The sequence below is a fragment of the uncultured Sphingomonas sp. genome, assembly GCF_964021865.1.
In the GTDB taxonomy this organism is placed as follows: Bacteria; Pseudomonadota; Alphaproteobacteria; order Sphingomonadales; family Sphingomonadaceae; genus Sphingomonas.
Genome location: NZ_CAXIAM010000008.1, coordinates 35,339 through 48,874, shown reverse-complemented (window position 1 = coordinate 48,874; position 13,536 = coordinate 35,339). Strand labels below are relative to the sequence as shown.

Annotated in this window: 6 protein-coding genes; 1 reads left to right on the top strand and 5 read right to left on the bottom strand. The window is 67.7% G+C overall.

Going from position 1 to position 13,536, the window contains the following annotated elements; genetic code table 11:
* The 3 genes from AADI75_RS03690 to AADI75_RS03680 are packed head-to-tail and all read right to left on the bottom strand — an operon-like array spanning position 1 to position 5,152.
* Complete coding sequence (locus AADI75_RS03690) at positions 1-1,767, bottom strand: DUF885 family protein (RefSeq protein WP_341207695.1); 1,767 nt, start codon at positions 1,765-1,767, stop codon at positions 1-3.
* Positions 1,764-2,789, bottom strand: coding sequence for an Ldh family oxidoreductase (locus tag AADI75_RS03685; RefSeq protein WP_341207694.1), 1,026 nt, complete (start codon positions 2,787-2,789; stop codon positions 1,764-1,766). The genes AADI75_RS03690 and AADI75_RS03685 overlap by 4 nt, the downstream gene beginning before the upstream one ends.
* Positions 2,786-5,152 (bottom strand): beta-L-arabinofuranosidase domain-containing protein, encoded by a 2,367-nt coding sequence (locus tag AADI75_RS03680; protein ID WP_341207693.1) that lies wholly within the window; start codon positions 5,150-5,152, stop codon positions 2,786-2,788. Before AADI75_RS03680 ends, AADI75_RS03685 begins: the two co-directional genes overlap by 4 nt.
* Positions 5,153-5,233: 81 nt before the next feature.
* Here AADI75_RS03680 and AADI75_RS03675 point away from each other — a divergent pair, with 81 nt between their 5' ends.
* Positions 5,234-7,900, top strand: a complete 2,667-nt coding sequence (locus tag AADI75_RS03675) for a DUF5695 domain-containing protein (RefSeq protein WP_341207692.1) — start codon at positions 5,234-5,236, stop codon at positions 7,898-7,900.
* A gap of 241 nt (positions 7,901-8,141) precedes the next feature.
* Here AADI75_RS03675 and AADI75_RS03670 read toward each other — a convergent pair whose 3' ends face one another.
* Together AADI75_RS03670 and AADI75_RS03665 are read right to left on the bottom strand one after the other, a co-directional pair.
* Positions 8,142-10,391 (bottom strand): DPP IV N-terminal domain-containing protein, encoded by a 2,250-nt coding sequence (locus AADI75_RS03670; protein WP_341207691.1) that lies wholly within the window; start codon positions 10,389-10,391, stop codon positions 8,142-8,144.
* Positions 10,388-13,480 (bottom strand): glycoside hydrolase family 2 TIM barrel-domain containing protein, encoded by a 3,093-nt coding sequence (locus AADI75_RS03665; protein WP_341207690.1) that lies wholly within the window; start codon positions 13,478-13,480, stop codon positions 10,388-10,390. The genes AADI75_RS03670 and AADI75_RS03665 overlap by 4 nt, the downstream gene beginning before the upstream one ends.
* Between the last annotated feature and the right edge of the window lie 56 nt (positions 13,481-13,536).

The window sequence follows — 13,536 nt, the reverse complement described above, 5'->3', positions numbered from 1 at the left end:
TCACGGCAACGGATACGGCCCCTTGCCCCCCTCCGCGATGAAGCGATCGACACGCTGGTCGATCATCGGCAACGGCACCGAGCCGAGGCTGAGCATCGCATCGTGGAACGCGCGGATGTCGAACTTCTCGCCCAACGCCTTCTGCGCCTTCGCCTTGGCGTCGAGGAACGCCAGCTCGCCCATGTAATAGCTCAGCGCCTGCCCCGGCCACGCGATATAGCGATCGACCTCGGTGGTGATCTCATGGTTCGACAAGGCGGTATTCACGCGCAGGAAATCCTGCGCCTGCGCCCGCGTCCAGCCCTTGGCATGGATGCCGGTGTCGACCACCAGCCGCGCCGCGCGCCACATCTGGTACGACAGCATCCCGAACGTCTCATAGGGCGTTTCGTACATCCCCATGTCCTCGCCCAGCGCCTCGCAATACAGCGCCCAGCCTTCACCGAAGGCCGAGATATATTCATCGCGGCGATAGGCCGGCAGATCGGTCAGCTCCATCGCGAACGGCATCTGGAAGGCGTGCCCCGGCGCGCTCTCATGCAGCGTCAGCGCCGGCAGCGAATACAGTCCGCGCGAGGGAAGGTCGTAGGTATTGACCAGATAGATCCCCGGCCCGCCGCGCCCGCTGGTATAGAAAGGCGCGATGTCGGGTGCGACCGGCTTGATCGCGAACCGCATCCGCGGCAGCCGTCCGAAATAGGTGCCGGCCTTGCCGTCGAACGTCTTGGCGATCCACGCCGCGCGATTGAGCAGGTCCTGCGGCGTCTTGGCATAGAATTGCGGATCGGTGCGCAGATAGTCGAGGAACGCGGGCAAGTCCTTCTGCCACTTCACCTGCGCCATCACGTCCTGCATCCGCGCACGGATCTTGGCGACCTCCGCCAGCCCGATCGCGTGGATCTGCTCGGGCGTCAGGTCGCGCGTCACGAACTCGCGGATCTTGGACTGATAATAAGCGCGGCCGTCGGGCATGTCATAGGCCGCCAGCGAAACGCGCGCGTTCGGGATATAATCGTCGCGCAGGAACGCCAGCAGCTTCTGGTGCGCTGGCACCACCGCCGTGGCGATCACGCGCTTCGCCTCGGCACGAAGCGCCGCCTGCTTGTCGGCGGGGATCGTCGCGGGCAGCGTCCTGAACGGTGCGTAGAACGGCGAGCCCTCCCCCGCTCCCGCCGCAACGATCTCCGCCACGCCCTTGTCCCGTCCGTCCAACGTCACCTTCGGCGGGGTGAAGCCGCGCTTCAGCCCGGCGCGCATGTTGACGATCTGCTGGTCGTAATAGCGCGGCAGGCTGCCCAGCTGCGACAGGTAACGCCGCAGCGCCGCCTCGTCGCGATACGTCTCGCGCGCCATGCCGCCGATGCTCATCCAGAAACTGGTGTCGGCGTTCAGCGGCTTCTCGAACTCGCGATATTGCTGCTCGGCGAGCAAGGCGCTGATCTGCCCGCGATACACGGTATAGTCGTCGCGCGCCTGCGGCGAGAGCTTGGCCGGATCGATCCGGTCGAGCGCCGCCATCGTGTCGGTCCAGCGCTTCGTCATCGCCGCCTGCGCCGCCGGGCCGACGTCGGGCAATGTCGCATTCTGGCTGGCAGGCGCATCCTCGTCGGGACCGTTCAGCGTCCGCCGCCACGCATATTCCTCGTCGGACAGCTTACGGAACGCCGCGTCGCTCGCGGGCACCGCCGCCTCCGCCGCGGGAGGAGCGGCGGCCTGAACCGCGGCGGGCGCCGCCATCAACAGCGTCAGCGCAAGCGTGATCGTCATGCCTTCTCCTTCGTCACGTCGTCGATATCGTCCAGCAACTGGCGCGAGACGAGCACACCGTCGCGCGCGCTGATCGGGCGCAGCGCGTGCCGCCGTGCCCCCGAAACCCGCGCGCCCTGTCCCTCGATCGCGGCGAACACCGTCTCGGCGCGCGCCAGATGCTCCGCCGCCGCCGCGCCGAGGAACCCGGCTGGATCGAGCGCGAGGATTAACTCGCCGCCCAATGGCGAGCCCTTGCGCCCGGCATCCCAGGCGATCGATTCCGCACTGGTCAGGTCGCCGATCAGCGGCCCGGCGAGCAACTCGACCATCAGCGCCAGCGCCGACCCCTTGTGCCCGCCGAACGTCCGCATCGCCCCCGCCAGCACCGCGGCGGCGTCGGTCGTGTCGCTGCCGTCGGGCGCATGACCCCAATCGACCGGCACCGGCTTGCTTGCGCGGCGGTGCAACTCGATCTCGCCTCGCGCCACCGCGCTGGTCGCGAAGTCGAACACGAACGGCGCTTTGCCCGGTCGCGGCCAGCCGAACGCGATCGGATTGGTCCCGAACACCGGCTGCGTGCCCCCGGCCGGCGCGACCCAGGCGTGGTTGGGCGTCACCGCCAGCACGACCAGCCCTTCCTCCGCCAGCGCCTCGATCTCCGGCCACAATGCCGCGAAATGCACGACATTGTTGAGCGCCAGCGCTGCGATGCCGTTCGCGCGCGCCGCCGCGACCAGCGCGTCGCGCCCGGTTTCGAACGCCAGTTGCGCGAACCCGCCCTTGCCATCGACGCGCACCACCCCGGTCTCGCGCTGTTCCAGCACCGGCACGGCGTCGGGCACCACCACCCCGGTCGCCACCGAATGCGCCGCGACCAGAAGCCGGTACAGGCCATGCGCTCCGCACCCATCCCGCTCGCCTGCGACGATCGTCTCCGCCACCGCCTCCACATGCGCCGGTGCCAGCCCGACGCGCGTCAGCGTGGCGCGCGCATAGTCGCGCACCCCGTCCAGCGTCATCCGGACCTGCGCCTCGCTCATGCGCGCACCGCCGGCTTTCCGGTGAACAGCCGCACGCCGAACACCGGTCCGGCGCTGTTCTTGTCATGCGGCACGAAGCGCACCCTTACCTTCGTCTTGCCCTTGGTCAGCGCCTCGGGCACCGGATAATCGACGTCGAAGAACGCGCCCGGCTTGTCCGCGTCCAGCGTCTGCGTGGCGATGCGCTGGTTGTCGACCAGAATGTCGAAGGTCCGCTTGCGCTCGTCGCCCCAATAGGTCGCTTGCAGCACCAGCGGCCCGGGCTTCACCGCCATCGCGAATTCGAAGAACCCGCCGGTCCGCGCGTCGCGCCCGTTCCGCCCGCGATACGCGAGCGGGTACGAGATTTCCGAGGCCAGATTATGGTCGCGCTCCGGCTGCATCTCGCCCAGGTGCATGATGTCAACCGACCGCGCCGCCAGATCCTTCTGTCGCGCCTGTTCGGCGAGGAAGGCGGCTTCCTCCACCTTCCACTGCGCATCGGTGAACCGCTTGAAATACACCGCGCTGCGCCGGTCGTACTGGCGATAAAAGGGCACGAACGTCAGGTCGGCGGGCCGGATCAGCCCGGTGGTGGCATATTGCGCGCTCTCCTCGTCGACGGGGCGGAACGCGGCGAGCAGATCCTGCCCGACCATCGCCGGCTCGGGCTGGTCCCATTCGCCATCGGCGCGCCCCAGATCGGCGGCGAGCACCAGCGGCCCGCGCAGCACCGCGATCGTCTGTTCGTCGCCCGGCGTCGGCTCCAGCCGCAGGTCGAGCGGCAACCGGATCGTCACCGCATCCCCCGCCTTCCAGCGCCGCGTCACGATCGCATAGCCGCCCGCCCGCGTCGCGTCGGCCGGTTTGCCGTTGACCAGCACCTCATGCCCCTTCGCCCAGCCCGGCACGCGCAGCGCGACCGGGAAGCGCCCCGGCTTGCCGAGCCGCGTGAAGGTCAGCGTCGCATCGCCCTCGAACGGATAGACGGCATCCAGCCCCAGCGTCGCGTCGCGTTCCTTCCACGTCGCGTCGGCGGGGATGTAGAGGTTGACGAGCAGCGTGTCGTCGCCCGTCCAGAAAATGCTCTCGCCGTGCTTGGAGTGACTCTCCATCCCGGTGCCGACGCAGCACCAGAATTCCTCGCCGTCGCGCGCCGAATACTCGCGCTTCGTCCCCGACATCAACGGCATCATATAGGTGAAGCCGCCGTTAACCGGCTCCTGATGCGCCATGATGTGGTTCAGATGCGCGCGCTCGTAGAAGTCGAACAACGCACCGTCCGGCTGCCACGCGAACAGATGCCGCGTCAGCTTGAGCATGTTGTAGGTGTTGCAGCTCTCGCACGTCTGGTCGGTGATATGCTGCGCGATCGTGTCCGCACCGCTGAAATATTCGCGGTCGGCGTTGCCGCCGATGACATAGCTATGGTGCCGCGTCACCTGCTCCCAGAAGAAGCGCGCCGCGGTCGCCTGCTCGGGCTTACCGGTGATCTCGTGCAGCCGCGCCAGCCCGATCAGCTTGGGCACCTGCGTATTGGCATGGAAGTTCGCGAGCTGGTCGCGCTTCTGCGTCAGCGGATCGAGATTGCGCCTGTCGTAGATGCGCTCGGCCAGCCGCAGCCAGCGCGCATCGCCGGTACGTGCGTGCAGTTCGGCGAAACTCTCGTTCAGCCCGCCATATTCGCACGCCAGCATCACCTGCACCTGCTCGTCGTTCAGGCTGGCGAACACGCGCTCGATATAGCCGCCCAGCGCCACGGCGATCGCCATCGCCTGTTCGTTGGGGCCGATATGATCGATGACGTCGAACAACCCGGTGTAGAGCTTGTGCCAATTGTAATAAGGCACCCAGCAGCCGTTGAGATCGAACCCGGCCGAACGGATGTCGCCACGCATGATCTCCGGGAAGATCTCCTTGCCGTTGACGACCGTGCCGTCCTTGCGCTTGCGCGAGAAGCCCGCGACATAGCCGTCGCCGTGCGCCGCCTGACAGCGCGCCAGTTCACCGAGGATGTAGTTGGCGCGCTCGACGCATTCGGTGCAGCCGGTCTGCGCGTGCATCAATGCGAGCGCCGACAGATAATGGCCGAGCGTGTGGCCCGCGATCGTATCGCTCTCCCACCCGCCATAGACGGCGGCTTTCGGCGCAAGCCCGGCAAATTCATGATAATTGTGCAGCAGCCGATCCGGTGATAACCGCAGCAGATAGGCGCGGTTGACCTCGACCGCGCGCGCATAGTCCGATGGCCGCAACCGCACTGCGGAAAGCGGAAACGCCTTGGCCGTGGCGGGCAACCCCGCCCCCGCCTGCGCCGCCGCGGGTACGGCGAGCATCGGCAGCGTTGCCGAGGACATCAGGAACGCGCGACGGCCAACAATCATTTCCATCTCCCCGGAATATTGTATACGATACGTCTCGCTGGTACGAAGTCAATCGAACCGCGACAAAAAAGAGGGTGAGCGATGCGACGGCTGGCATTCTATCTCGCGGGCGCTACGCTGGCGAGCGGCGCGCTGCTCCACGCGGCACCGGCGCGGAAAACCGGCGACGCGAGCGGCGCCCTGACGCTGACGCTCGATCCGTCGAGCCAGACGTTGCGCACGCTGTCGCCACGCGCGCAGCCGGGGTTCGACTTCGTACCGAGCGGCCGCGCCGCGACCCGCAGCGGCGATGGCTTCAACCAGATCGGCGACCTCCACCTGCGCGTACGCGGCACGGATGGCACATGGCGCGACTTCTCCTCGGCGCAGCACCGCGTGCCCGTCCATGCGCTCGCTGCCATCGGCAATGTCATCGCACGCGCCGACATCACCGCGACCATGGGCGAAGGTTTCCCGCTGACCATCGAGCGCACGTGGCTGCGCGACAAGGGCGCGCCGGTGCTGCGCTTCACGCTCGCCAACCGCGGCACCACGCCGGTCGAGGTCGGCGCGCTCGGCATGCCGATGGTGTTCGACAACATCATCACCGACCGCTCGCTCGAACAGGCACATGTACAGGCGAGCTTCGTCGACCCCTATATCGGCAACGATGCCGGCTATCTTCAGGTCACGCGCCTCAACGGCAAGGGGCCGGCGCTGCTCGTCCTGCCCGATGGCCGCACCCCCCTCGAACAATATCGCATCCTCCACGACGCCAGGCGCGCCGCCGGCGACATCTTCACCGATCGCACCCCGCGCCAACAGACGTTCGAGGGCTTCTACGACTGGATGGTCGCGAGCAGCGCGATGGCCGACAAGGGGCAGCCGTGGAATCCCGCGACCGGCTTCACGCTCGCGCCGGGCGAACGGCGCACGTTCGGCGTGCGGTTTGTCGCCGCGCCGTCGATCCGCGCGATCGAGACGACCCTGCAGGCCGAACGCCGCCCGGTCGCGGTCGGCATCCCCGGCTATGTCGTCCCCACCGACAGCCCTGCCGACCTGTTCGTCCGCGCCGCGCAGGGCGTGCGCGACATCACCGTCACCCCCGCCGACGCGCTGACGCTGACGAAGGTGCCGGGGCCGCCGGGCTGGAGCCGCTGGCGCGTCACCGGCACCGGCTGGGGCCGCGCGCGCGTCGCGCTCACCTATGCCGATGGCAGCGTGCAGAGCGTCCATTACTACGTGACGAAGCCGCTCGCGCATGTCGCCGCCGATCTCGGCCGCTTCAGCACCACGAAGCAATGGTTCGACGACGCCGGCGACCCGTTCAGGCGCGCGCCCGCGATCCTCACCTACGACCGCGAGGCGAACCGCATCGTCACGCAGGACCAGCGCGTGTGGATCGCGGGGATGAGCGATGAGGGCGGCGGCGGCGCATGGGTCGCGGCGACGATGAAGCAACTCGACCACCCCGACGCCGACGAAGTCGCCAAGCTGGAGCGGATGGTCGACGAAACCGTGCTCCCCAAGCTGCAGTCCCCGGACGGCGGGGTGAAGAAGAGCCTGTTCTACCACGATCCCAAGGCGTTCGGTTCCTATTATGACAAGGGCATCGACTGGTCGACCTGGGCGTCGTGGGACAGGAAACAGGCCGACGATCTCGGCCGTTCGTACAATTATCCGCATGTCGCGATCGGCCATTGGGTGCTCTACCGGCTGGCACGCCACCACGCCGGGCTGGTCACGCGCCACGACTGGCGCTTCTACCTCGACCATGCCTACCGTACGACCGTCGCGATGATGCGCGACGCGCCGCATTATGCGCAATTCGGACAGATGGAGGGCGAGATCTTCCTCGAGATCCTCACCGACCTGAAGCGCGAGGGACTGACCACGCAGGCGCAGGAGGTCGAGGGATTGATGAAGGCGCGCGCCGACCACTGGCGCACGCTCGCCTTTCCGTTCGGCAGCGAGATGGCGTGGGATTCGACCGGACAGCCCGAAGTCTATGCGTGGATGCGCTATTTCAACCATCCGAAGGAAGCGGCGGTCACGCGCGAGGTGATCCTGGGTTATGACCCGACGATCCCGCACTGGGGCTATAACGGCAACGCGCGCCGTTATTGGGACTTCCTGTACGGCGGCAAGGTCAAGCGGATCGAGCGCCAGATCCACCATTATGGCTCGGCGCTCAACGCGGTCCCGCTGTTCGACGCCTATCGCCGCGATCCCGCCGACCTCCACCTGCTGCGCGTCGCCTACGGCGGGTTCATGGGCGGGATCACCAATGTCGACCGCGAGGGCTTCGCCTCGGCGGCGTTCCACTCCGAACCGGACATGATGCGCTGGGATGCGTACACCGGCGATTATGGCATGGGCTATTTCGGCCATGCCTATGCCGCCGCGACCTATCTGGTGAAGGACGCGACCTTCGGCTGGCTCGGCTTCGGCGGCACGGTACGCGAGGATGGCGCTGCGGTCGAAATCGTGCCCCACGACGGCGCGCGCACCCGGCTCTTCATCGCCCCCGCCGGACAATGGATCACGCTGGCGGCAGGCACGATCGCGAAGGCGCGCTGGCTCGCCGCGACGCGCCGCATCGAACTGACGCTCGACCCGGCAACCGCGACGACGCCGTTCGCGCATTTGTCCGTCGAGGCACCCGCAGGCGGCGCGCCTTACGTGATCGACAAAGGTAAGCCGGAAGGCGGCTTCACGACGATCGCGCTTTCCCCCGATGCTACCGCCGTAACCCTCACGCCACGCTAACCTCACCGTCGCCCCGGACTTGATCCGGGGCGACGCTTCTTCTCTCAGCCGTCCGCAAAAAAGCGGGACCCCGGATCAAGTCCGAGGCGACGATACCAAAAACCCGTCATCCCCGCGAAGGCGGGGATCCAGAACCTCTGCCGTCCGCGGCTCTACCGATGAACCCGCGCGTCTGGATCCCCGCCTTCGCGGGAATGACGAAGAAAGCCATTTTACCGGCGCTAGCCAGAGCGGCGTCCCCCTACCGCGCCCCACCCAGCGTGCGCAGGAAGAAATCATATTCCCGCCGCTGCCCGTAGGCGACCGGCCCCGTCGAGCGCCCGACGGCATGTTCGCCGTTCGGCACCACCAGCAGCTCGAAATCCTTGTCGGCGCGCACCAGCGCATCGACCACCTGCATCGTCGAGGCCGGATCGACGTTCGAATCCTGCTCCCCGACCACCATCAGCAGCTTGCCCTGCAACTTGCCGGCATGGACCACCCCCGACGCCGCCAGATAGCTCGCGTCGACCGGCCAGCCGAGCCATTGTTCGTTCCAGTCGATCTTGTCCATGCGGTTGTCGAAACAGCCCGCGAACGCCACCCCGGCCTTGTAGAACTCGGGATGGAACAGCAACGCGTTGAGCGTGCTCTGCCCGCCCGCCGACCCGCCATAGATGCCGACGCGTGACAGATCGACCGACGCATCCTTCGCCGCCAGCGCCTTCATCCACGCGATGCGATCGGGAAAGCCGCTGTCGGCGAGGTTCTTCCACGCGACGTCGTGGAACGCCTTCGATCGGTTCGCCGTCCCCATCCCGTCGATCATCACGACGATGAAGCCGAGATCGGCGATCTGCTGCATCCCCATCGCCTTGTCGCCGCCCGAAAAGGCGCCGAACGGCCAATACCCCTTGGGCACGAAGCTGTCGTGCGGCCCGGCATAGATGTTCTCGATCACCGCATAACGCTTCGCCGGATCGTAATCGCGCGGGCGCACCACCAGCCCATAGATGTCGGTCGTGCCGTCGCGCCCCTTCGCCACGAACGGCGCAGGCGGACGATAGCCCGCGGCGGTCAGCGCACGCACGTCGCCGCGCTCCAGCGTCGCCAGCACCGTGCCGCTCGCCGCATCGCGCACGTCGGCGACCTCGGGCACGTCGGTGCGCGAGTGGACGTCGACGAAGGTCCGACCGTCGGGCGCGAAGCTCGCCTCATGCGTCTCGTCGCCGTCGGTCAGCCGCGTCAGGTTACGCCCGTCGAAATCGACGCGAAACCAGTGTTTGTGGTACGGATCCTCGCCCGGCGTCATGCCGCTGGCCGAAAACCAGATGCGGCGCTGTCCGTCATCGACGCGCGCGATATCGCGCACCACCCACGAACCGCGCGTGATCTGCCGCTTGACCCGCCCGGTCGCGGCATCGATCAAATAGAGGTGCCGCCACCCGTCGCGCTCCGACGCCCAGATCAGCTCGCGCCCCTCGTCCCCGACGTCGTGCGAAAAGCGCCGCTCGTCGAAGATGAAGGTCGTGGCGTCCTCGCGCACCGCCTCATGCGCCGCGCCGGTCGCCGCATCGACCGCGATCACCGCGGCGTGCTGGAAGCCGCGCCGCATATAATCGAACGCGAAGCTGCGCGCGTCCTTGCGCCAGTGGATCGCGCCGAGCTGCCACGGAGTGGGGAACAGCGCGTCCGACACGTCGATCCGCCGCCCGGTCGCCGCCTCGAAGATCACCGGCCGTTCCTGATCGATCGCATCGCCGGGCTTGGGATAGAGTTGCTCGGCCAGCGCCGGCTGCACCTGCCCCTTGGGCGAGGAGACCACGCGCGTCACGATCCGCCGATAGCCCGGCCGCACGCGGTACAGCGCCACCCATTTGCCGTCCGGCGACCAGGCGATCGTCTCGGGATCGTAAAAGTCGCCGGGGCTGCCGTCCTGGCTGCGCCACGCCTCCTTGCCGCCGCCGGCCGCGCGCAGCACCAGATTGTCGTCGATCACCAGCGCCTCGCGCGCGCCATCGGGCGAACGCTGCGGCACGTTCAGCGCCGGCACCTTCAGGTCGCGCACCACGCCAAAGCCGCGCGGCCGCTGCCCGCCCCCCTCGACCGGCGCGCAGACATAATCGCTCAGCGTGCAGCGCCATGGCGCATAATCGATCGCGAACCGGATCGCGCGCCGCTCACCCTCGAAGTCGAAATGCTCGAACGGCAGCCGCCGCGCGTCGACCGTTTGCCCAAGGGCCGTGCCGAGCCCCTTCGCCACCGCCGCCGCATCGAACGCCGCCGCCTTGGCGCGCGTCGCGGCATCGACGTCGACGAACGCGAACCCGCCCTCCACGGTCTTGCGATAATGGAAATGCCGCCCGTCCGCGTCCCATTCCGCCGGAAAGGCGATATCGCGGGTCAGCCATTGCCATTGATCGCGCAACGCGATCGAACGCGCCACGCGCGGATCGGTCTGCGCCAGCGCCGGGGTGGCGAGCAGAGCGACCGCCAGCAGCACGCGCCTCACTGCGCCGCTCCCAGCGTGTAGGTCCATTCGAACGGTGCGAGCGGCACGCGATATTTCACATGCGGCCGCCCATCCAGGCTCCACCCGGTATCGCCGCCCACGCCGCTCTGCGCCGCGTCGATCAGCAACGTGCCATCGCCATGCGGACGAATGTCGCTGCTATGCGCCTTGGCCGGCGGCTTCTCCATCAGATCGGCATAAGGGAATGGCAGCGCGTTGATCGCCAGCGGCCGGTCGCCGCTCACCCGCACCCCTGCGCCGTTCGCCCCGGTCACGTCGAACCAGCGCACGTCCTGCTTGGTGCCCGATTCCTGCGGCCGCGCATAATTGTAATATTGTTCGGCCAGCGTCGCGCGCCATTCACCGACCAGCGCCGCGGTCTTGCGATCGGCATAATTCTCCCACGGCCCGCGCCCATACCAGTGCAGGCGGTCGAGCGTCGGCGTCATGTGGAACTGCACCCCGACCCGCGGCGGATCGGGCAGATCGTCGCGGATCGGCACGAAGCGCACCGCCGCGCGCGCCTGCCCCGTGCTATCCATCGTCCAGCGCGTCGTGACCTTCACCGATCCCACGCCCATGTCATGGGTCACGACGATCGCATCGCCATCGACCGCCAGCGCATCGAGCCGGCGGCTGTTGCTGAACTGCTCCCACATCTTGTGCGTCTTGATCACGCCCGTCCCGACGTCATTGTCGGTCGGCGCGCGCCAGAAATCTGGCGCCCCGCCGGTCAGCAAGGTCGCACCACCGCGCGCATAGCGCTTCACCAGCCCGGTCGCCTTGTCGATCTCCAGCACCGCATCGCCCGCGGCCAGCCGCCACGCGTCACCGCCATCGACCGGCGCGACACTCCCGACCGGCGCGGCCAGCGCGCGCGGCGGGGTCAGCGCGAATTGCTCATAGCCGACGACATGCCCCGCCGCGACCAGCGGGATCGCGCCTTTGGTCGCGCGCGCGCGCAGCACCAGCATCCGCTCGGCCTGCGCATCGCGCGCCGCCGGCACATCCAGCGACAATGGCGCGCGCGCGCCCGGCGCGACCTGCGGCATCGGCATCGAACCGCGCGCCACCTCGCGCCCGTCCTCCAGCACCGCATAGTCGAGCGTAAAGCGCGACAGGTCGATATGATCGTGACGGTTCACCACCGCATAACCCGCGCCCTCGCGCGCGAACTGGATCGGTGCATAGACCTTGGCCAGCTCGTAATATTCCGGGTCGGGGGTCCGGTCGGACTGGATCACCCCGTCGCCGACGGGGCTGTCGTCGCCATCCGGTACGAAGTCGCGCCCCTGCGCCCAGTATTCGCGCCCCTTCGCGTCCTTCTGGATGATCGTCTGATCCACCCAGTCCCACACGAACCCACCCTGCAGCTTCTTATGAGCGTGGATGACGTCCCAATAATCCTGGAAATTGCCCAGGCTGTTGCCCATCGCATGCGCATATTCGCACAGGATCAGCGGCTGGGTGAACTCGGGCCGCTCGGCATAATCGACCAGCTTCTCGACATCGTCGTACATCGGCGCGAAGATATCGACATAGGCATTGGTCGGGTGCCGCCACCCGCTCATGCTATAGCCGAGGAAATTGATCAGCCGCGTATTGTCGCGCGCCCTCACCCATTTCGCCGCCGCCTCGAAGTTGCTGCCGACGCCGGTCTCATTTCCCAGGGACCAGAAGATGATCGACGGATGGTTCTTGTCGCGCTCGACCATCCGCTCGACGCGGTCGAGGTGCGCCGCCTTCCATTCGGGCTTGTAGCCGAGCAGCGTATGTTCGGGGTCGCCGTTCTGCTGCGCCTCCGCCAGATAGCCGTGGCTCTCGATATTGGCCTCGTCCATCACATACAGCCCGATCTCGTCGGCCAGATCGTAGATGCGCGGATCGTTGGGATAGTGCGACAGCCGCAGCGCGTTGATGTTCGCGGCCTTCATCAGCTCCAGATCGCGGCGGAGCGTCGCGTCGGAGACGATGCGGAAGGTGTGCGGATCATGCTCGTGGCGGTTGACGCCGCGGATCATGATCCGCCGCCCGTTAACGCGCACCTCCCCGCCGGCGATCGCGACGGTGCGGAAGCCGATCTTCCGCGCGGTCGCCTCGACCACCTTGCCCCTGGCGTCGAGCAACTCGACCAGCAGCGTATAGAGTTCGGGCGTCTCCGCGCTCCACGCGCGCACCGCCGGAATATTGCCGTCCAGCCGCACATTGCGGGTCGCATCCGGCGTGCCCTCGCGCTTGAGCAGCACGCGCCCGCGATCCATGACGGTCGCGCGCACCCGCACCGGCGCCGCCCCGCCGCCCACCGCGACGGTCAACGCCAGCGTCCCGTCGCGATAGTCGTTGTCCAGCCCCGCGCGCACCTCCACGTCGCGCAGGTGCGTCGCCGGCGCGGCATAGAGCGTCACGCTGCGCTCGATCCCGTTGACCCGCCAGAAATCCTGATCTTCCAGATAGCTGCCGTCGGCGTAGCGATACAGCTCGATCGCCACAATATTGCGTCCCGGTCGCATCGCCTTCGTTACGTCGAACTCGGCGGGCAGCTTCGAGTCCTCGGAATAGCCGATGCGCTCGCCGTTCACGAACAGATAATACGCCGAGCCCGCCGCACCCACGGTCAGCAGCAACCGCCGCCCCGCGAAATGCGCCGGCACCACCACCTCGCGGCGATACGATCCGACCTCGTTCATCTTGTGGTCGATCCACGGCTGGTTGCGCGGGAACGGATAGCCCGCGCCGACGAACACCGGCGTGCCCTGCCCCTCGGCCTGCAGGATGCCGGGCACCGCCACCTTGCCCCATTGGCTCACGTCGTAACCGGGCTTCTCGAACCCGACCGGCCGCTCCTCCGGCGTCGGCGAATGCCGGAACGACCATTGCCCGTCCAGCGACAGGTGATAGCGCGAGCGTGCCGCATCGTCGCGCAACGCCGCGGCGCTATTCTCAAACCCGGCGAAGGTCGCGTGCATCGGCTCGGCGCCGACGCGGATCACCTCCGGCTGTTCCCATTCGGCCGGGTTCGCGCTCTGGGCCGTCGCCTGCGCGATCGCCAGCGTTGACACCAGCACGGCAAATGCGACCCGACCCGTCATCTCATCCTCCCGCTACGACGGCCGACGCGGATCGCGCCGGCCGTCTGTTCCTTCAC